General features: G+C 61.0%; 22 protein-coding genes. 21 read left to right on the forward strand and 1 reads right to left on the reverse strand.

Translation table 11 applies throughout. The features are described 5' to 3' along the window. Positions 1-12 precede the first annotated feature (12 nt). From QTJ18_RS12110 to QTJ18_RS12205, 20 genes are all read left to right on the forward strand, one after another. Positions 13-276 (forward strand): hypothetical protein, encoded by a 264-nt coding sequence (locus QTJ18_RS12110; RefSeq protein ID WP_252754871.1) that lies wholly within the window; start codon positions 13-15, stop codon positions 274-276. Beyond that, on the forward strand, positions 263-661 hold the full coding sequence (locus QTJ18_RS12115; protein WP_252754872.1) for a hypothetical protein: 399 nt from the start codon (positions 263-265) through the stop codon (positions 659-661). Before QTJ18_RS12110 ends, QTJ18_RS12115 begins: the two co-directional genes overlap by 14 nt. Further along, on the forward strand, positions 658-1605 hold the full coding sequence (locus tag QTJ18_RS12120) for a baseplate J/gp47 family protein (RefSeq protein ID WP_252754873.1): 948 nt from the start codon (positions 658-660) through the stop codon (positions 1603-1605). Before QTJ18_RS12115 ends, QTJ18_RS12120 begins: the two co-directional genes overlap by 4 nt. Next, complete coding sequence (locus tag QTJ18_RS12125; protein WP_225246506.1) at positions 1605-2264, forward strand: phage tail protein I; 660 nt, start codon at positions 1605-1607, stop codon at positions 2262-2264. The genes QTJ18_RS12120 and QTJ18_RS12125 overlap by 1 nt, the downstream gene beginning before the upstream one ends. After that, positions 2261-4558, forward strand: a complete 2298-nt coding sequence (locus QTJ18_RS12130; RefSeq protein WP_252754874.1) for a hypothetical protein — start codon at positions 2261-2263, stop codon at positions 4556-4558. Before QTJ18_RS12125 ends, QTJ18_RS12130 begins: the two co-directional genes overlap by 4 nt. A gap of 10 nt (positions 4559-4568) precedes the next feature. Beyond that, complete coding sequence (locus tag QTJ18_RS12135) at positions 4569-4976, forward strand: hypothetical protein (RefSeq protein ID WP_252754875.1); 408 nt, start codon at positions 4569-4571, stop codon at positions 4974-4976. Further along, a complete protein-coding gene (locus tag QTJ18_RS12140; protein ID WP_252754876.1) occupies positions 4948-5769 on the forward strand; it encodes a hypothetical protein in 822 nt (273 codons plus the stop codon). Before QTJ18_RS12135 ends, QTJ18_RS12140 begins: the two co-directional genes overlap by 29 nt. Beyond that, positions 5766-6695 (forward strand): glycine-rich domain-containing protein, encoded by a 930-nt coding sequence (locus QTJ18_RS25550; RefSeq protein ID WP_354669090.1) that lies wholly within the window; start codon positions 5766-5768, stop codon positions 6693-6695. Before QTJ18_RS12140 ends, QTJ18_RS25550 begins: the two co-directional genes overlap by 4 nt. Positions 6696-6700: 5 nt before the next feature. Then, positions 6701-7123 (forward strand): hypothetical protein, encoded by a 423-nt coding sequence (locus QTJ18_RS12145; RefSeq protein WP_252754877.1) that lies wholly within the window; start codon positions 6701-6703, stop codon positions 7121-7123. Between the two features lie 340 nt (positions 7124-7463). Continuing rightward, on the forward strand, positions 7464-8693 hold the full coding sequence (locus tag QTJ18_RS12150) for a phage tail sheath protein (protein ID WP_252754878.1): 1230 nt from the start codon (positions 7464-7466) through the stop codon (positions 8691-8693). Between the two features lie 23 nt (positions 8694-8716). Further along, positions 8717-9241, forward strand: a complete 525-nt coding sequence (locus QTJ18_RS12155; protein WP_252754879.1) for a phage major tail tube protein — start codon at positions 8717-8719, stop codon at positions 9239-9241. A 103-nt stretch (positions 9242-9344) separates the two neighbouring features. Beyond that, positions 9345-9617 carry a phage tail assembly protein gene (locus tag QTJ18_RS12160; protein ID WP_252754880.1) on the forward strand — a complete coding sequence of 91 codons (273 nt, stop codon included), beginning with the start codon at positions 9345-9347 and terminating at the stop codon, positions 9615-9617. A gap of 123 nt (positions 9618-9740) precedes the next feature. Next, positions 9741-11927: a phage tail tape measure protein gene (locus QTJ18_RS12165; RefSeq protein ID WP_252754881.1), complete on the forward strand. Its 2187-nt coding sequence runs from the start codon at positions 9741-9743 to the stop codon at positions 11925-11927. Further along, on the forward strand, positions 11927-12361 hold the full coding sequence (locus QTJ18_RS12170) for a phage tail protein (RefSeq protein ID WP_252754882.1): 435 nt from the start codon (positions 11927-11929) through the stop codon (positions 12359-12361). The genes QTJ18_RS12165 and QTJ18_RS12170 overlap by 1 nt, the downstream gene beginning before the upstream one ends. Before the next feature lie 4 nt (positions 12362-12365). Continuing rightward, complete coding sequence (locus QTJ18_RS12175; RefSeq protein WP_252754883.1) at positions 12366-12593, forward strand: tail protein X; 228 nt, start codon at positions 12366-12368, stop codon at positions 12591-12593. Positions 12594-12598: 5 nt separating this feature from the next. Beyond that, a complete protein-coding gene (locus tag QTJ18_RS12180) occupies positions 12599-13762 on the forward strand; it encodes a phage late control D family protein (protein WP_252754884.1) in 1164 nt (387 codons plus the stop codon). Between the two features lie 37 nt (positions 13763-13799). Beyond that, complete coding sequence (locus QTJ18_RS12185) at positions 13800-14012, forward strand: DUF7940 domain-containing protein (protein WP_252754885.1); 213 nt, start codon at positions 13800-13802, stop codon at positions 14010-14012. Beyond that, the gene (locus tag QTJ18_RS12190) at positions 14002-14580 is read left to right on the forward strand and encodes a lysozyme (protein WP_252754886.1); all 579 of its coding nucleotides are present in this window, start codon (positions 14002-14004) and stop codon (positions 14578-14580) included. Before QTJ18_RS12185 ends, QTJ18_RS12190 begins: the two co-directional genes overlap by 11 nt. Before the next feature lies 1 nt (position 14581). Next, complete coding sequence (locus QTJ18_RS12195) at positions 14582-14959, forward strand: hypothetical protein (protein ID WP_252754887.1); 378 nt, start codon at positions 14582-14584, stop codon at positions 14957-14959. Between the two features lie 260 nt (positions 14960-15219). Then, positions 15220-15600, forward strand: coding sequence for a DUF1515 domain-containing protein (locus tag QTJ18_RS12205; protein WP_252754888.1), 381 nt, complete (start codon positions 15220-15222; stop codon positions 15598-15600). A 391-nt stretch (positions 15601-15991) separates the two neighbouring features. Here the strand turns inward: QTJ18_RS12205 and QTJ18_RS12210 are convergent, their stop codons facing one another. After that, the gene (locus tag QTJ18_RS12210) at positions 15992-16384 is read right to left on the reverse strand and encodes a helix-turn-helix domain-containing protein (RefSeq protein WP_354669091.1); all 393 of its coding nucleotides are present in this window, start codon (positions 16382-16384) and stop codon (positions 15992-15994) included. Between the two features lie 323 nt (positions 16385-16707). On the opposite strand from QTJ18_RS12210, the gene QTJ18_RS12215 reads away from it, so the two are divergent. Continuing rightward, the gene (locus QTJ18_RS12215; protein WP_252754889.1) at positions 16708-18501 is read left to right on the forward strand and encodes a beta strand repeat-containing protein; all 1794 of its coding nucleotides are present in this window, start codon (positions 16708-16710) and stop codon (positions 18499-18501) included. Positions 18502-18710 lie beyond the last annotated feature (209 nt).

An 18710-nucleotide genomic window follows, 5' to 3' on the forward strand; every position in this document is an offset into this window, starting at 1 on the left:
AGGAGAACATCGATGAAAAAGGCAATCAGCTTGCCGGCGAAGGCCGACGAGGCGGATACGGCTGCGCCGGCAGGCGGGTCGGTCGAATACCGCATCAAGCCGGGTGTGGCGTGGATTGACGGAAAACGGACCGGCGGCGCTTCGACCGTGAAACTCGAACCGCACGAAGCCGCCTATGATCTCGGTCTCGGCCGCATCTCGCCGGCTGATCAGCCGTGGCCCGAGGACTGGCCGGCTCCGGACATCGCTGCGGGTGACGCCGATGGTCGGGATTGACCGGCGCACAGGCGCGATCCTCGACGATCTTGCCTCTGCCCTGCAGGCCGCGGTCTTCATCCTGTCGACCAGGTTATCATCGGTCGTGCTGCTGCGTGAGTTCGGTGGCGGCGTGATCGAGCTTCTTGGCCGGGCTGTGACGCCATCTCTATTTGCTGCCTGGCAGCAACTGATCGCCACGGCCATCGACCTTTGGGAGCCGCGCTTGTCGGTGCGGCGCATGGTGCCGACCGGATCTGTGGACGACATCCGGGCAGGCAAGGCAGGGCTTCTCATCGAGGCGGATTTCCGGCCGCGCGGCCATCTCGGCGACTTCACGGTGGAGCGTGTCGTCGGCTTCACCCTCAACTTCGGCGGCAGGACCATAAGGGCGGACACATCATGACCATTGCCTATGCGCCGACAGCCATTGATCTGTCTCGTATTCCAGCGCCGGAAGCCATAGAGGCGCTTTCGGCAACAGATCTCCTGCAGGGCTTCATTGATCGCTTCCTTTCTTTTTGGGCAGAGCAGCGACTCATCGATCCAACCCTGCCTGCTTTCGACGAGCAGCGTCTACAGACGAGCCCCGCGATCGTCGTCGGTCGGGCATGGACGTACCTGCGCCTGCTGGATCGTCAGCGCGTCAATGACGGCCTCCGGGCACTTCTGGCGCCGCTGGCCACCGGCAGCAATCTCGACGTGCTTGTCGCCCGCCGGAACATCGAGCGCCTGGTGATCGTGCCGGAGACGGCCACGGAGGCCGCGGTACTGGAGAGTGACGAGGCGCTACTGCGGCGGTATCTCGAAAGCTTTGATGTTCCAGCCGCCGGCTCGGCTGGTCGCTATCTCTACGATGCGCGGAAGGCTTGGCCCCAGTCGCCGGACAAGACCATTGGCCTTTGGGACGCGCGCGTCAATGGCCGTGCGATCCACAAGCGGCAGGGTGAAACAGATCTCGTGATCATCGGGCCGTTTGGCCGTCTACCAACCGTCGGCGAGCTTGCCACTGTCCGGGCTGCCGTAACGGACCCGGCGAGGGCTCCGGAGGCCTGCGGCATCACGGTGATGAGTGCTGAGCGGGTCGAGTATCAGGTGTCGCTGGTGATCGAGGTGCCGGGCATTGGTCCCTCTGCCGAGATCATCAAGCAGGAAGCCATTGCGCGCGTGACTGCCGCAGCTCGGGATCGCATTCTGATCGGTGGCGAGATCCCCCTCGGCTACCTGGCGGCGGCAGCGTACGGCAACAGCGTCATCAAGGTCCGCGACCTGGCGCCGGTGGCGATCGATCCTGATCCGTACCAGGTGCCGGTGATGACCGATCTGACAATTGTTGCGGAGGTGCGCTGATGGCTGATGTCGTCCCTTTGCTGACATCCAGCACCGGCCCCTTCGAGCGCGCAGTGGCTGCTGGAATGTCGGATGGGTTACCGGTCCCGTATGCTGTGCTGCTGGACCCTTACCGGTGCCCCGCCGAAATGCTGCCGTGGCTGGCTGCGCAATATTCGGTCGATCTGTGGTTTGACGAGTGGCCGGAGGCACGCAAACGCGAGGTGATCGCGCAGCATGCCGGGGTGTCAGTGCTTTACGACGGCGAGCTTGCCGCATTGAAGACGACACGCGCTGCGGCCGCTCGATACCTCGAGCTGGTCGATGCGACGATCATCCACAAGCGCAGCCACCCAGCTCGCTTCCCGGTCGGCCGCATCGTGCTGGGGAAGAGCCCCATCAACCATCCGCCATTCGTTGCGCGCTTCCTGGTCAAGACGACGCTCGTGCAGCCGCGCGGCTCGTTCTGCGTCGGCCGCTCGGCTCTCGGCAAGGCGGCGCTTCGCCCGCGCGACCGGCGCCCGCTGGAACGTGCTGAGAAGGCGCTGGTCGTCTCCAAGGCCCCGCACACCCAATACAGCGTCTCGTTCGCTCACCGGCGGCCGATCACCCTCGACGATGGCTACGACATCGACGCCGGCTACGTGCTCGGCTCCTACATGGACAGGACTTCTCTATGAGCAAAATCGTAAACACTGTCGATGCCGAGTTCCTTGAGGCTGCCGATGTTAACAACCTCGGCTTGTTTCCGAGGGCCGCGATCGACAACGTGGTGGGCGACGCCATCGGCTATGCCAATGGCTGGGCCGGCTACACGGTGTCCAGAAAGTCGGCGCAGCTGCTGACGGTGTCGCCTGGCCGGTTCTTCGAAGGCGCCATCATCTATACCCGCGAAGATGCCGAGGATCTCAACCTCACCATCTACTTCCCGACGGATGAAGACGACGAGCGGTGGCTTGCCATCCTGCCTCGCGGCGAAGTCGTGGTCATCAAAGAGGATCGCAACATCGACACCTCGACCGATCCGGAGACGCAGCTCCCGGTGGAGATCCAGACGCCTACGATCGAGAGTCGGACGGTAAAATATACGGTTCTGGCAGGTGCTGCCGGGCCGTCACCGGCGGCAAAGCCACAGGTGTCCGACACCGATGCCTGCCTTGCCTATGTGCTGGTCACCACGCAGGGCATCCAGACGATCGAGCCCGGCAACTTCTGGCGCGTGAAGTCGCTGGCGGAAGTTGAAGGCCGTGTCACATCGCTTGAGCTTCGGATCACGCAGCTCTTCGAGGAGACGGCATCGATCCGAACCGACGTCGCCAATATCGCGGCTGGTCAGAAGAACATTCCGGACCCGCGTCTTGTGGCGCAGATGGTTCGCGACGTTGCGCGCCATAACCAGGCGCTCAACATGCCGGACGAGGCGCGCAACTACTTCTTCGACCAGGCGCTGCTGAAGGAGTTCTGGGACTTCACCCTGGGCGGCTATTTCCGCATCAAGGAAGGCATCCGCTTCCAGTATGCGTCCCAGAAAGACAGCATCCTGCGGCTGCTGAACTATGACGATCCGCAGCTGAAGGTGCACGCGAACAACCTGGTGCTGCCGGCATATACCGAGGTGACGCGCATCACCTCACCGGAAGGCACCGGCCGGCAGGACATCTCCAACATCGTTCATACGATAGTGACGGCTGTTCAGCACACGGTGGCGCATGAAAGCATTCGCTACGGCGAGACGATCAACGTCTGCGAGAACACCGCGGGCTGGGGTTCTCTCGGGAGCCAGCAGTACGGCGCGGCGTTCCAGGCGAACGGCGAGACCTGGGTCAACTACGGCCAGACGTCGAACCCGTGGAACCAGACCGAGACGGCGCAGAACGGTCACACGGAATACGCTGTCGCTCGGCTGATCGTCGACACCTATTACGAGACCTACACCACCTACAACACCGAGTATTTTGGTTTGGATGGCGCCATCTACGGCCAGACGTTCCTCAACTCGCAGGTGTCGGTGGCGACCTCGGTCGACCTCTACTTCACGAAGGTCGACCAGTCCTCGGATGACTCCGACGTCATGCTCTGCCTGTGCCAGGTCAACGCGAGTGCAGCGCCCGCCTTTGACGCGATCCTGACCAAGGTGATCAAGCCGAAGAGCCAGCTGAAGGTGGGGTGGAATAACTTCCCCCTGCCGCCGGCTCTCCTCGAGCAGGGCAAGCGCTACGGCTGGTTCGTGGTCTCGTCGGGAAATCATCAGCTGATGACCAACGACAAGAACGCCTACACCGGCGGCAGCAAGTTTGTCTGCACCGATGGCGCCTGGGCTCAAGGGACCGTGACGGAAGACTTCACCTTCCGGCTCAACGTGGCGAAGTTCAAGCAGAACCGCACCGTGGTCCAGTTCGAAAGCATCGGCCCGCTCGAAAACGGCATGACCGAAATCGAGATGGTCTACAAGCGCTGGCGGCCGGCTGCCACGCAGCTGTCGTGGGAGATCAAGGCGCAGGGCGATACCGAGTGGATCCCGCTCGATGCGCGAGAGGATAATCCGCTCGCCAACCTTCCGCCGCTGGTGCAGATCCGGCTCGTCTTCGTCGGCACGCAGGATGTCGCGCCGGCTATCATACTCGATCAGTATGCGCGCGCGGTGTGCGGAAGGATGCGGCTCGACATGAGGGCGTTCTCGAAGCTCAAGACCTTCGGGTTCTCGACTGACGAGGCGCGCATCGTTCTGCAGATGGATAACTTCGATCCGGCAAAGCACACGGCCGTACCGATGATCGTCCTGGCGAACAACACGGTGGTGACTGCGACGGCCATTGTGGCCGAGACGGACATCACCAAGCCGAGCCGCGTCAAGATCACGGCCGACTTCAATCTTCCCGCCGGCACCACTCAGGTCCGTGCGCGGGTGGATGCCACCACCACATCGGTGACCGACGTCCCGTTCGGTCAGGACATCCAGATCATCGGATATTGAGGAGCCGAACATGGCCAGGACAAAGAAACAGGCAGCGCCTGCGCAGACCGATGCGCAGGCGGCGGGTACCGCGAGTAACGCCGGAGAGGCAGTCGCGCCGCCGATCGAGAATGCGCAGGAAAGCTCCGCGACCCTGCGGGCGGCAGTGTCCGCAGAGGCTCAAGGCAGTGGCCTGACCGATACAGCCTCAGTCGTTGGCCCGGGTGCTCTTGCAGGTTCAGCAGCCGATGCTGGCGATGAAGATGAAGCACCGATCTACCAGCCGGAAAAGACCTTCACTCTTTTCGTGAAGAAGCCGGTGTCGATTGGCTCCTTCAGGTACCTCCCTCGGCATTCGGTGCTGGCGAAAGGGAGCCTGATCAACAGCATCATCAAGGAGTATGGTCCTGATGCCATCCGCTCTGCCGAACCCAGCTAATGACTACCGGGCGCCGCCGGCACCTGAGCGCTTCACCCTCGATCGCGCGTCTTGGGATCTAATCTTCACCAGCATCGGCGGCCGGCTGCGGGTGCTGGAGGACGTCAACTCCGGCATCGAAGTGCTGAAGCTTGAGCTGCAAAACTTCGGGATCCAGCGCCTCGACGAGGCGATCAACCCGCTGATCGAGCAGACGCAGCAGTCGCTCGCAACTCTTCAGGCTGCGGTTGCCACAGCGCAGCAAGAACTGTCGGATACCGTCGAAGATGCCAATGCCGCCTTCGCTGCGGCGCTGGCGACCGCCAGCCAGAGCATCGCCGATCTGCAAGAGACGCTTGACCAGATGCTGGCCGGCGGCGTGCCGGCGGCGAACGTTGCCATCACCGCGATCGACGGCCTGGCTGCAACGAACAGCCAGGCGGCGTTTGCCGAGCTGGTGGCGGATCTCGATGCTCTGGCTGAGAGTGTTGCCGACAGCTTGGCGGCCGTGAGCTTCGCGACCACGCGTCCGCACGAGGTAAAAACGGGAAACTTTGCAACCGCCGCCTTCCGCCGCTACCGCTGTGAAACCGGCGGAGGCGCGATCACAGCAACGCTGCCGGCTGCGCCTGCGGACGGAACCATCATCACGATCCGCCGCAAAGGCACGAGCAACGTGGTTGTGGCGCGCAACGGGAAGACCATCGCCGGCTCTGCAACCGATCTCACCATCGACGCCGACAAGCGGGAAATCGATCTCCAATACAACGCGAACACTTCCAATTGGGAGGTCGAGGCGAGGGCATACGCATGAGCAATCTATCTGATCTTTTCCCTTCGTCAGGCGCTCAGATCATCGATCAGCAGACGTTCACTGCATCAGGCACCTGGATAAAGCCTGCAGGGGTTCTGCCTTCGGATACCGTCATCGTTGACCTGTGGGGCGGTGGCGGAAGTGGCGCCCTGCGCACTGCTCTCAATAGTGATGCTCTTGGTGCTGGTTCGGGTGCGGGCGGCGCTCATAACCGACTTCAGTGTCTGGCTTTTGAACTTCAGTCGACCGAGGCTGTGATCGTAGGGGCTGGGGGTGCCGCACAATCCACTACGGGTACATCCAACTCATTGAATGGCGCCGATGGGGGTATGTCGTCTTTTAAGGGGCGTAAGGCTTACGGAGGCGGCGGGGGGTCTATGGTCTCTCCTGACAACACGGGGTACGCGGCATCTGGTGGTGGAATATACTCCGCTGGGCAAGGGGGGTACATAAACGCCTCGAGTAAAGCTGGTGGTCAACCCCTGATCACACTGCCAAATACCAACAACATACAATCTAGCTTCGAAGACACGTCTATTGTGTTTTGGGCGCCCGGGGAGTGGGGTGGAGGTTGCAGTTATTCCGGCTATGCAGCTGAATTTAACCTCCCTGTTCATGGTGGGGCAGCAGCACTGATATACTCTAACACGGACAGAAGGTTTCGATCTTCTGTTTGGGGTGGAGGTGCAGGTGGTTCGTGCTCTGGGGCTGTTACAAATCTTGCTCTATTGGGCGGTCTGAGCTCGTTCGGCGGTAATGGCGGGGATGCAGTTCTTATCCCTTCAAACACCGCAAACGTTAATGGAAATGATGGTCAACCACGCGGTGGTGGTGGCTCGGGGGCTAAGCGTGGAGCCACGGCCGGTACCGTCACCTCCGGTGCAGGCGGTCGCGGTGAAGTCGTCATCACGATCATTCGGAGGTAACGGCCATGCAAGTTGCAATCGCCTCTGGCGGCATCATCCAGAACATCATTGAAGCCGCGTCCGTCCCTGCAGCACAGGAGCTCTTCCCGCACCTGGAAGTGTTCGGAGCAGCCGGCGTCGGCATCGGCTGGATCTTCAACGGCAGCGAATGGCATCCGCCAGCGTTGCCGGAGGCGCCTTCTGGCTTCCCCACGCTAACTCGCAAGCAGTTGCGCAACGGCTTGCTGTCGATCGGCGTCACCTCGGCCGATGTTGAGGCTCACATCACGGCGATCGCAGATCCGCTGGACCGTGAGGCGGCCATGATCGACTGGCAGGACACCCAGACCTATGAGCGGACCTATCCGCTCGTGGACGAGATCGCCGCCGCCATGTCGCTTCCACCCGAGCAGGTGGATGCGCTGTGGATGTGGTCGGCAGGGCAATAGGGCGCCGGCCATGTTCTCGGACGGCTGCACCTATTGGTTCGACGGCACATGGCGGCATTGCTGCGAGGCGCACGACCTGGCTTACGCCACGGATACAGTGACGCTGCAAACGCATCTTGATCTTGGTCTCTGTGTTGCACAGACCAGCGGCGGGGCTGTCATGGGCGCCATTATGGCTCTCGCGACAACGGTGTGGTGGGTGCTCCGGCGCCGCGCTAATCGCTGACGTTCCTGACCTGGATCAACAGACCGCTCGCATGAAACCCGCCCCTCAAGGCGGGCTTTTCTTTGCCTCTTCTGCCCTTCGGCAAGGCGTTTCAAAATCCATAGGAGTTCCAAAATGTCCGACCCTGTGTTCGGCATGACATTTTCGCGTCCTGGTGACGAACCCGTGCCGGCACTTGGCGCGGACTTCTCCAAGGCGCTTCTGATCGAAACCTCAGCGGATGCTGAAGCCGCTGCTTATCCCCTCGGCCAACCGGTGCGCATCTCGACGGCAGATGCCGGCATGGTGGCCATGCTGGGTACCGGCGCGCTTCGCGATGGTGTTGCGGCTATCAATGCGCAGCTTTCCGGCCTCAATGCCGGCGCGGATGTCACGATCTACCGCGTGGCGGAGGGTGCCACGGCAGCCGACACCGCTGCCAATATTGCCGCGGCGCTGGCGCCGACCAATGTCGCGGCCATTCCTTCGGCCGTGAATGCCACACCACGGCTGATTTGGGCTGGCCGCGGCGCATACCGCGCCAACCTCGACACGACTGGGCCGGTCGCGGCAGCTCTGCATGCGGCTTGCGAGCGGCTGCTTGCGGTTGCGGTGCTCGATGTAGACGACACCTCGGCCGCCAATGCCAGCGACGCGCGCGAGACGCTGAACTCCGAGCGGATCATGCCGGTCGGCATTGCCGCAAGGGTCTACGAGGGTGCGAACCTTGTTACTCGGCCGATGGGACCGCGCGTCATCGGTCTTTTTCAGCGTGTCGATGCCGAGAATGGCGGCAAACCCTTCGAGCCGATCGCCAACCGGGCGACCTATGGGATTGCAGGGCTGTCGCGGCAGATCCCGTTCTCGTTGCTCGATGGGTCGACGGAAGGCCAGCAGATGTTGGAAAGCGAGGTGTCGATCGTCGCGACCGGTGAGAGCGGCGTTGACGGCGCAGTCGCCGACGGCGGCTTCGTCTTCATCGGAACAGACAACACCACGACCGGCGAACTGTGGAAGCAGATCCACCAGGTGCGCGGCGCCGACTATCTGACCGTCAAGGTGATGGAGATTACCCGCCAGTACCTCGGCAAGAAGATCACCGCCAACAGGGCCGAGGCGTGGCTGAACAGCCTGAAGTTCATGCTGCGCGACCACAAGGCGGACGAGGACATTCTCGGCTACAAGGTGGACTTCCGCGCTGACAAGAACAGTCCGGAAGAGATCCGCCTCGGCCACCTGACGGTCAATCTCGGGATCGAGCCGGCGCCTGCCTTTAAGCTCGCCCGGCATGAAGTCCGTCGCTACCGCGACGCGGTCCTGGGCCTGGTGGATGACATCATCGCCCGCCTCAGCACTGTCAACTAAGCCAGATCGGAAGGATCACACACATGGCACAAATGCCTCTCTTCCTGCTGACCGCAGTCGATGTGCGCCGGGTCTCGCAGCCGGACACGCAGCGCGGCATCACCATCGCCTCGGTCACGTTGCCGAGCATCACGTTTGCAACCGGCGAGCACAACCCGGGCGGCGGCGTCATGGCCGTCAACTTTTCGCTGCCGCGCATCGAAGCGCCGGAGCCCGCCTTCAACGCCAAGGGCATCGACACCGACATCTTCAACGGCATGGGCGAGATCGATCGTTGGATCATGGCGGGAAGCTACCTGAAGCGCGGCCCGGGCGGCGGCGGTGCAGTGCCCGGCCGCGCCATCATCGAAGGCGTGATCAACAGCTGGGAACCGGACGAAAGTGCGCCGGCGGAATTCCAGGGCTGCACCCATACCTTTGCGGAGGTGACGCATTACGAGTTCCACCTTGAGGGCAAGGAACTCTTCTACATCGACTTCTGGGAGCGCATCCTGCGCGTCAACGGCGTCGACCGTTTTGCCAGCCATCGACGCGCGCTCGGCGGCTGATTTTCTGGTCGATGGCTCCGGTCATTTTCCTCATCATCCTTCTCCCATTCTGGGCTGCTTCGCTGACGCGAGCAGCCCATCTCATCTTCAAAGGAACCGATTCATGTCGGACATCAAGGTCACGCTCCTGTCGCCCATCCAGGACGGCGCCAAGACAATCACCGAACTCACCTTTCGCGAATCGACGGTCGGCGATCTGATCGATGCCGGAAATGCCCGCAATGAACTCGAGCGCATAGTCATGGTCATGGCTGCCGTTACCGGCGTCTCGCTCGAGACGTTTCGGGCGATGAAGCCGCGCGAACTGACCCACATCATGAAGGCGGCCGGAAGCATCCTGGGAAACGCCATCCTCCAGCCGACTGGCTCGGACTAGCAATTTACGTCGCGCACCGGACGAACACACCGCTCGACATGATCTGGCGGTGGCCGCCAGAGCGCTTGCTCCGGTGCTTCGAGCGAACCCAGAAGATGTTTGAGAAGCCGAAAGGTCGCGGCCATGACAACCCATGAAAGCCGGCTGAAGATTACCCTGCTGGACCAGGTGACCAGTCGGGCCCGCGGGATCTCGGCCGCCCTGAATGGCATTGAGCGGCAGGCTGCATCGATCACGGCGCCTTTCCGCTCGTTTGGCGGTCAGCTGCTGGCCTTCGGTGGCGCCTATCTCGGCGTCTCCGAAGGGATCAAAGCAACCGCCGGCTCAGCCATTGAGTTCGAGAGCGCGTTCGCAGACGTGCGCAAGGTTGTTGACGCGAACGAGGAGCAGTTCGACAACATGCGCCGGACCATCCGGCAGATGTCGACAGAGCTGCCGATCGCAGCCAATGACATTGCGGCTCTCTTCGCGGCAGCCGGCGAATCGGGTGTCGCCACTGCCGACCTGAAGGCGTTTTCGGAGATGGCGGCCCGGGTCGGCATCGCCTTTGACATGTCGGCAGGTGAGGCGGGCGAAAGCCTTGCCAAGCTCAAGACGCAGCTCGGCCTGACGGTGACAGAGACTGGTGATATGGCCGACGCCATCAACCACTTGTCGAACAATATGGCGTCCAAGGCCAAAGATATCACCGCTTACATGCTGCGGGTCGGTGCTCTGGCGGAAATGGGCGGCTTCACCAAGGAAGAGATTGCCGGCATCGGCAGTGCGATGATCGCCGCTGGTGCGGAGGCGGAGGTTGCCGCAACGGCAATGCAGAACGTCGTCAAGGCACTGACCCGCGGCGGATCTGCAAAGAAGAGCCAGAAGGACGTTGCTGCAGCCCTTGGCCTCGATCTGCCGCAGATCGCCAAGGACATGCAGAAGGACGCGCCGAAGGCGATGAAGAAGGTCCTTCTCGCGATCGGCAAGGCGCCCAAGGATCAACACATCGCGCTGTTGTCCGACTTCTTCGGCGACGAGGCGAAGGCGTTTGCACCGTTGATCGGTAATATGGGGCTGCTGGAGCAGGCGCTGGATAGTGTCGGCGACAAGACCCGCTATGCCGGGTCCGCGTTCAACGAATACGTCCAGCGGTCCAATACCACCGCGAACGTGCTGCAGCTGCTGAGCAACAAGATCTCCAACGTCTTCTGGGCGATGGGCGACCGGATGCTTCCGACGATCAAGGAGGCGGCGGCCGGTGCGGGCTATGTGCTCGACACACTGGACAACCGGGTTTCGGTCTTCGACAAGATAGACACTTCGATCCGAGGCTTTGCGCAAGGGCTGGGCTATACCGGCATTCGCGAGGTGATCGAGGATCTGGGCGATCTGTTCTTTGGCAAGATCGATCCGACGGCGGCCGATCAGCTCGGCCAGGTCTTCATGCAGGCAAAGGAATGGGGTGCAGCCATCCGCGACCTGAACCAGGCGATCCAGGAGAACCCGATCGCCCAGTTCTTCGCTGAGCTCGCACCCTACGGCTTGCAGATCCTTCTCTGGAGCGCTGGCATCGGCATCCTCGCCGGGACAGTCCGCACGCTCGCCGGTGCCTTGATGCTGCTGACCGGCGCATCGGCGGCGCTTGGCGCCCTGAAGACGGTCGGCCAGATTGCCGACGTGCTTTCCGGCGGCACCATGCCGAAGGGCGGGTCACCAAAGACCGGAGGGCCGAAGGTGCCGGGACCGGCTGCCGAATCGGGCCTTCTTGCCACCCTGATGGAATGGGGCAAGTGGGCAAAAGGTGCCTTTGTTGCCGGCGCGCCGGGAATGATGTCGGGCGCCATGTCGTATACGCCGGGCGACACCTTCGAAGACCAAGTGCGGCTGCAAAAGCAGTATCGCAAGGATCTCCAGCGGATCCTCGGTCTGAACCCGGATGAGAAGGGTGTGTCCGGATGGGATCGGTTCTGGTTTGGCAAGTCGGCGGAGCCTGACTTCAATTCCCATGATCACTTCGGCATTCAGACCGGGCCCGGAGCATCGCCTGGCCCGGCCGCTCCAGCGGTCGGCCCGGACACGTCGAGCCTGTCGGAACCCGTCAGCATCGATGCCGCCAGCATTGACGCTCTGGCGCAACCGCGCGGCACGCAGGATGTGAACGTCACCAATCCACGGCCGGCGCCGAATATCAGCCTCTCGCTGCAGTTCCACGCGCACGGCGTGATGGATCCGGAAGAGCTGGCAAGCCGGGTATCTGGTCTCGTCGGTCAGCGGATCCGCGACGAAGTTGCCGGCATCTATGCCGATACAGGATATGGAGTTGCCTGATGCTCTACATGATCGGCGCGCTCAGCCTTGATACAAAGCCGTTCGCCGTCGACGATCTTCAGCGGTCGTCGTCGGTGGATTTTGCGCAAAAGCCAATCGTAGGCGGCATGGTCGCCCGCGAATTCATGGGGGAGGGTGAGGACAAGATCACTCTCTCCGGCCAGATCCTGCCTTTTCGCACCGGTGGTCTGACGGAGCTCGAAATGGCCCGGCAGCTGATGCTGTCCGGCCAGCCGCTTCCGGTACTGCGCGGCGATGGGGCCCGGCTCGGCTGGTTCACCCTCGACAAGATCGCCGAGACGCACCGCGACCTGATGCGCGATGGCGTCGGCTTCTTCATCAAGCACTCGCTGGAACTGACGAAGGTCAGTGCTGCCGGCGCATCGACCGGTGTCATCGGTACGATCCTGTCTCTGTTCGGCAAGATGGAGTAGCGCCGTGCCCAAGACATATCGCGTCAAGCGCGAGGGGATGACCGTCGAGCTGCTGCTGCACCAGGCTTATGGTGTGGAGGGCCGATCACTCCTCGAGGAGACGCTTGCCAAGAACCCCGGTCTATCTGACCTCGGCCCCGTACTGCCGCTCGGAACCGTCCTCACCATCCCGGACAAGCCTGCTCCTGACGCACTTGTCTATCGACCTGTTGTGTCCCTCTTCGGAAACTGATCGCCATGCCATGGAGTGTAGATTGGAAGGTTCTCGTCGATGGCGTGGATCTGACCTCGGCCATGCGGCCGTACCTGATCAAGGTTACCGTCTCCGATAAAGACGGCACGGCGAGTGACAGCTGCAGCCTGGAGTTCGACGACAGCGGCGGGCAGGTCAAGCTGCCGGCGAAGGGTGCGGCCGTGCAGGTCTTCCTGCAGGGTGTCTCGGTCTTCGTCGGCAAGGTCGATAGTGTCCGATCGCGCGGCTCGCGAGGCGGCGGCCGGACATTGTCCGTTGGCGCAAAGGGCTTCGACACGAAAGGCAAAGCCAAGGAGCCGCAGTCGCACCATATGGATGATGCGACCCTGCAGCAGTTTCTCGACCAGGTCGCGAGCAAAGCGGGCCTGAAGGGGATCACCATCGACCCGGCATTCGCGAGCATCCGTCGGGATTACTGGTCAGCGAGTTCGGAGAGTTTGCTACATCTCGGCCAGAAGCTCGCCCGCGAGCTTGGCGGCACCTTCAAGATCCGCGGCGACCAGGCGGTGCTGGCGAAGCGAGGCCAGGGGTTGAGCCCGACGGGGCAGCCAATGCCGACGGTGGTAGGGATTGCTCCGCCTCCCGGCCAAAAATCCGGCAATGTCATCAACTGGGACATTGAGCCGATCACCGGTCGAGCCAAGTTCAAGAAGTCGAAAGTCCGCTACTTCGACAGGAAGACAGCCAGCTTCAAAGAGGTCGAGGTCGAGATCGGAGACGATGCCGAGGCGGCCGACGAGGCGCGAACCGCGGCTGCAGACGAGGGGCAGGCGGAAGCTGTCGCGGAAGGTCGCAAAACCGACAGCGAGCGAGAGGGCGGACAGGGCAGCGTCACCCTCGATCTCGAGCCGACGGCGCAGGCGGAAGGCACCTTTGTCCTAACAGGTGCGCGCCCCGGCATTGATGGCGTCTACAGGATCTCCGGAGTGACACATCAAGCAGATCGCTCCGGCGGATCCACGACATCGCTCGAGCTGAAGCAGCCGACAGGCAGCGCTGGCAAGGATGATCGGAAAGCCGGCAGCGGCAAGTCCGGCGCCTCAAGCTCGGATACCGCTGATGCTGCTGGCAAAGACGCCGAGCCCGCGGCGGCTGCGCGGACGTTCGACGACTTCAATCGCCGCTACGGGCGAACCGACATGAACTAATCTCCATCGAGATCTTATTTTTACCGAGAGGTTTTCCATGCTGATCGCCAATTGGCGGCAGGTGCTGAAACGCGCCTGGTCCGTCCGCCTGATGATCGTTGCCGGCCTGCTGTCCGGCGTCGAGGTCGCCCTTCCACTTCTCCCGATCGAGATCAAGCCTGGTTGGTTCGCGGTTTTGTCCGCGATCTTCACGACCGCGGCCTTCGTTGCTCGCCTTCTTGCTCAAAGGAACATCCCCGATGCCGATTAACAAGATCAGGCCCAGCAGCCGGGCCAAGGCTGCAATCGCTGGTGTGGTTGCCCTTTCGGTCGCTGGTTTTGCCACCATCTTCGGCGGCTACCGCGTGCCCGACGATGTCGCACTTGCCGTGAAGATCATCCAGCCGTGGGAAGGGCGGTCGCTGACGGCCTACCTTGACCAGCTGGCAAAGCCTCCGGTCTGGACGATCTGCGACGGGGACACGAACAATGTCCGGCAGGGGATGCGCGAGACGCACGACGGGTGCAACAAGCGTCTGGCGTCAAAGCTGGTGGATGACTACCGGGCCCCGCTGGTCGCATGCACCAAGGACTGGGATCATCGGCCGCTGGCCTGGCGCGCGGCAATGCTGTCGCTTGCCTGGAATATTGGGACCGGTGGCGCATGCGGATCCACAGCCTTCCGTCTGGCAAGAGAAGGACGCTATCGGGAAAGCTGCGAGGCGGCGACGGCCTGGAACAAGGCCGGAGGCAAAGTCCTGCGCGGCCTCGTCCTTCGTCGCGAGATGGGCGACCAAAACCGCATCGGTGAGGCTGAGCTTTGCGTGTCGGGCCTCTGATATGCTGACCTTCCTTATCAACAACCCAATTGGACGAGCAGTCGCTGGGCTGCTGGTCCTGATGGCGGCCGCCATCGGCTTCCGCGTCTGGCTGGCGGCACACGATGCCTCTGTCGCAGCCGAGGCCCGCCGCGGCTATGTCCTGCTGGCAGAGAAAGCCACGGCCCAGGCCAAGGCGGCCGAACTGCAGAGACAGCTAACCGCGGCGAACGCTTCCCTCACATCATTCCGTCAACGTCTTGAAGCTGACGCCAAGGCCGACGCCGCGCGCGAAAAGGAGCGTGAAGATGAATTACTCGGGTTTGAGCTTCGGCTTTCTCAGGCGAATCGCGCCTGCTATCTTGATCGCTCTGACGTTGACTTCCTGCGCAACCAATGAGCAGCGGCTGACCACGACCGCATCGGATCTAGGCGGGACCAGGGCAGGGATCAATCTGCCTCCGCTGCCGGATGACTGCCGGGTAAAAGAGGCGCATGCCACAATCACGGAAAGCGCCGAGGTCAGATTAATTCTGATCCGCGAGCGCGCCGCACTCGACCGGCAGAACACCCGCACCGATCGCTGCGCCGGTTTCTATGACGAGACCCGCACCCGGTTCGCCGGATCACGATAAATGTCTGCGAATCGAAAGCGATAACATGACGGGTTCAAATGACGACATCCTCCGCGTGCTGGGTCGCGTGGAGGAGGGTATCCACCGGCTGCGGGAGGATTTCCAGGAAGAGAAGCAGTCGGCCCGCGAAAGCCGCTCGGAGATCCACAGGCGACTAGACCGCCAGGCGGAGGACATCGTCATCACGGGTCAGATCGTGGCTCAACAGAGAGATCTGACAGACGGGCTTAAGAGGACGGTCGAAGATGAGGTCTTGCCCACAGTCAATGAGGTGAAGCAGGTGAAGGCGATGGGAAAACTCGCCGCTACCGTCTTCTTTGGTCTCGGCCTGACAGCAGGAGGGTTTGCGATCTGGATGAGCGATACCTTCGTCCCGATCTTTCGGAGATGGCTGAGGATCGAATAGAGCAGGCAAGCCATGGTCAGACCCTTCCCCTCAGAGCGCGCCGCCCACTCGTCGCCTATCGGGTCGTCTGCGGAGAAGGAAAATGCCAGTTCGATCCTCGGCGTGCAGAATCGTCGTAACGCTGACTGACAACTCCGTTGCCAAGGCCGTAGTGCTAAGCCCCAAAGTTCTGGCGCGCTGAAGTTCACCCGGCCAATCGATGCCCGAGCTATTTCCTTTGTGAGGAAGAGCGTACCTGATACGCTTTAAGCGTAAACCGGTACGGTTCTCAAACTTGTGGATCGTAGAGGTGGCGACGCTTAGCTTTTGGCTCAGTTCCTTGACGGTCAGGCCGGCTTGCTTAGCTGCAGAGAGCTCGACTTCCCAATCAATCTCGCGCACCGGCCTCATTTCAGTCGTGCATCAGCTTCGACTCAAGAAGCGCCAAACGCTTCTCCAGATCGGAAAGGGCGGGACCGCTGGTTTGGACCGAACCAGCCTTCTGCTCATCCTTGAACAGCAGATCGTACATGATGGGTTCGTTGTAACGCAGCATTGTCATCGTGAATTCGCGCGGGTCCACATTAAGCCCCTTCGCATAGGCCTCATAGCGCTCCGGCGGCACGCGGCCGCGACCAGCTTCGATCTGCGAGATAAAAGTGTAATACTCGATCCCAACTTTCGCCGCAATGTCACGTTGAGAAAGGCCCGCTGCTTCGCGACGCTCTTTAAGCCATGCGCCGCACTCACGACGGAGAGCTCCGAGGTCGTCACGGCTCTTCGTTGATACAACGGGCGATGTCATTTTTTCTGCTCCTGCTGGCGTAAAGCGATTCGCTCGTATGGCGGTGGATCGTTATCTTGTGCTATAGAGCAATCCATATACCGTTGTAAAGCGAATCGAACACCTTTTTCCGGAACATCTAAAAGATTATCCAGTTAGGGCTCTTTTATGCCGAAAAGGCGGGCTTTTTTTGATCTCCGCATCGATATGAATGACGGCCACAAATGCCTTGAGGCGAAAATTTGTGAAATTTTTATACAGCACCTGCTTGACCGTAAGCGAAACACTGTATAGCACTCACAACCGACCGATAATTGGTCGTTCCAATTGAGAGGAATTTCACCATGGCTACCATCCAGGGCGTATACGTCGCGCTGTTCGGCCGTCCGGCTGACCCGACAGGTCTGGCTTACTTCAACTCCGTCACCAGCAACGGCGCCAACCTGAACGGGATCGGTGATCTTGCGGGGACTCAGGAGTTCAAAGATCGCTTCAAGGATTTCAGCAACACGCAGATCGTTAACTCGATTTACAATTCGCTTTTCGGCCGCGACGCTGAAGCTGCTGGCCTGAATTTCTTCGTAGACGCCCTAAATAAGGGTACGCTCAACGTAAAGAATATCGCGATCGCAATTCTCGACGGCGCTCAGGGCACTGATAAGACCATCGTGACCAACAAGGTTGCTGCTGCCGATCTTTACACCAAGGCGCTCGACACGCCGGTAGAAATTGCTTCGTATGTTGGCAACAACGCCGCAGCAGCCGGTCGGACATTTATCTCTGGCGTCACCACGACCGTTCCTACGGCCGGCGCTGTTGATACAGCTGTTGCTACCATGGTCACCAACAGCGGCGTGCCTGGGAATACGCTTTCGCTCGTAACGGGCACTGACGCGATCGTTGTCGGTACAGCCGCAACGAACTCAACTGACAAGAACGACACGTTCAACGCGAAGGACGGCGCAGGTCTTGCGAACTTCTGGGCTCCGGCATCTGACACCATCAATGGTGGCTTTGGTACCGATACGCTGAACGCAACGATGTACGTTACGACGGCTGCGGCAACCTCCGGCAAGGTGGCCACTGACGGCTTGAAGAGCGTGGAAGTTGTGAACGTCACTTCGACCGGTGTCGCCACCAACCTCGATTTGACTGCCGCCAAAGAATTGACGCAGATTTGGAACGTCGGCTCTACTGGCAATTTCTCTGCTATCGGATTGTCTGCTGCACAAACGACGGCTGGCCTCAGCGGTGCTCTTGGCACTAACACCAGCACGTTTGGTTTCACGGGCGTAGGCACCAGCGACACTGCTAAGCTGGCGTTCAACGCAGCCACGGGAACTGGTGCGGTTTCGATCGCTTCTGCTGGTACCATCGCTATCACTAACAGCGGAACGTCGTCTCAGACAAATCTTACGTTTGATGCAGCTAAGACTGTGACTGTCGCGGGTTCGGGCGATCTCACTATTGGGTTCGCGACTACGACCGTGACGGAAGCCGTCAATTCCTCGTCTTTCTCCGGTAATTTGAATGCAAATGTCGGTGGGCTGGGCAACTTGAAGACTGTTACCACTGGTGGCGGTAACGATACTGTGACGATCGACGTTACGCACGCCAATGACGTCACCATCAACACAGGAGCCGGTAACGATACGATTAACGTTGTTTCCGACGCTGGCGCGACCAAGGCCATCGCGTTGACGGGCGGCGCGGGTGCCGATGCCTTCGTGTTCGGCGCAACGGGAACGCTGTTGGCTAACGTCAACCTTGCTGGTGGTGCAACTGCTGCTGAGATCGTCAAGACACTGGTGACCGTGTCCGATTTCGATAAGGCTGCCGACGCAATCAAGGTAGTGGCAGGTACGCCGGCGACCGCGCGCGCTACCCTCACCGGGACGGATCTGGGCACTATCTCTGGCCAGTCTGATCTGTATCTTGCCGCTAGCAAGGCGGCAGAACTCGCCAACTTTAACAGCGGCGCCAGCAAGGTGGCTGTTTTTGCCTACGGCACAGACAGCTACATCTATCAGGACGTGGATGGAAGCGGTGCGCTTTCCACGGGTGACATGCTGGTGAAAGTCGCTGGCGTAAGCGACGTTACAAGCTTCACGGCAACGAACTTCGTTCTGGCAGCGTAAACTGCTTAGCAGAGCCTTTGATAGGCAAACCCCCGGTGTCAAAACCGGGGGTTATTTTTTTGATGGCCAAACTCGCGGACTGAATGCTGTCAAGCTGCGACAGATCCGCTCGCTGCTGCTACAAATGTTCAATGGTGGTAGGATCAAAGACACCGCAAACTCTTTCGAGGGTCATGTTCATGCGCCCGCGATCCTCGTGCCTGCTCTGG

Source organism: Rhizobium sp. SSA_523, from assembly GCF_030435705.1.
In the GTDB taxonomy this organism is placed as follows: domain Bacteria; phylum Pseudomonadota; class Alphaproteobacteria; order Rhizobiales; family Rhizobiaceae; genus Neorhizobium.

Coding starts and splice junctions, on each gene's coding strand:
- QTJ18_RS12110 (WP_252754871.1), top strand. CDS start 13: ATGAAAAAGGCAATCAGCTTGCCGGCGAAGGCCGACGAGGCGGATACG.
- QTJ18_RS12115 (WP_252754872.1), top strand. CDS start 263: ATGGTCGGGATTGACCGGCGCACAGGCGCGATCCTCGACGATCTTGCC.
- QTJ18_RS12120 (WP_252754873.1), top strand. CDS start 658: ATGACCATTGCCTATGCGCCGACAGCCATTGATCTGTCTCGTATTCCA.
- QTJ18_RS12125 (WP_225246506.1), top strand. CDS start 1,605: ATGGCTGATGTCGTCCCTTTGCTGACATCCAGCACCGGCCCCTTCGAG.
- QTJ18_RS12130 (WP_252754874.1), top strand. CDS start 2,261: ATGAGCAAAATCGTAAACACTGTCGATGCCGAGTTCCTTGAGGCTGCC.
- QTJ18_RS12135 (WP_252754875.1), top strand. CDS start 4,569: ATGGCCAGGACAAAGAAACAGGCAGCGCCTGCGCAGACCGATGCGCAG.
- QTJ18_RS12140 (WP_252754876.1), top strand. CDS start 4,948: ATGCCATCCGCTCTGCCGAACCCAGCTAATGACTACCGGGCGCCGCCG.
- QTJ18_RS25550 (WP_354669090.1), top strand. CDS start 5,766: ATGAGCAATCTATCTGATCTTTTCCCTTCGTCAGGCGCTCAGATCATC.
- QTJ18_RS12145 (WP_252754877.1), top strand. CDS start 6,701: ATGCAAGTTGCAATCGCCTCTGGCGGCATCATCCAGAACATCATTGAA.
- QTJ18_RS12150 (WP_252754878.1), top strand. CDS start 7,464: ATGTCCGACCCTGTGTTCGGCATGACATTTTCGCGTCCTGGTGACGAA.
- QTJ18_RS12155 (WP_252754879.1), top strand. CDS start 8,717: ATGGCACAAATGCCTCTCTTCCTGCTGACCGCAGTCGATGTGCGCCGG.
- QTJ18_RS12160 (WP_252754880.1), top strand. CDS start 9,345: ATGTCGGACATCAAGGTCACGCTCCTGTCGCCCATCCAGGACGGCGCC.
- QTJ18_RS12165 (WP_252754881.1), top strand. CDS start 9,741: ATGACAACCCATGAAAGCCGGCTGAAGATTACCCTGCTGGACCAGGTG.
- QTJ18_RS12170 (WP_252754882.1), top strand. CDS start 11,927: ATGCTCTACATGATCGGCGCGCTCAGCCTTGATACAAAGCCGTTCGCC.
- QTJ18_RS12180 (WP_252754884.1), top strand. CDS start 12,599: ATGCCATGGAGTGTAGATTGGAAGGTTCTCGTCGATGGCGTGGATCTG.
- QTJ18_RS12185 (WP_252754885.1), top strand. CDS start 13,800: ATGCTGATCGCCAATTGGCGGCAGGTGCTGAAACGCGCCTGGTCCGTC.
- QTJ18_RS12190 (WP_252754886.1), top strand. CDS start 14,002: ATGCCGATTAACAAGATCAGGCCCAGCAGCCGGGCCAAGGCTGCAATC.
- QTJ18_RS12195 (WP_252754887.1), top strand. CDS start 14,582: ATGCTGACCTTCCTTATCAACAACCCAATTGGACGAGCAGTCGCTGGG.
- QTJ18_RS12205 (WP_252754888.1), top strand. CDS start 15,220: ATGACGGGTTCAAATGACGACATCCTCCGCGTGCTGGGTCGCGTGGAG.
- QTJ18_RS12210 (WP_354669091.1), bottom strand. CDS start 16,384: ATGACATCGCCCGTTGTATCAACGAAGAGCCGTGACGACCTCGGAGCT.
- QTJ18_RS12215 (WP_252754889.1), top strand. CDS start 16,708: ATGGCTACCATCCAGGGCGTATACGTCGCGCTGTTCGGCCGTCCGGCT.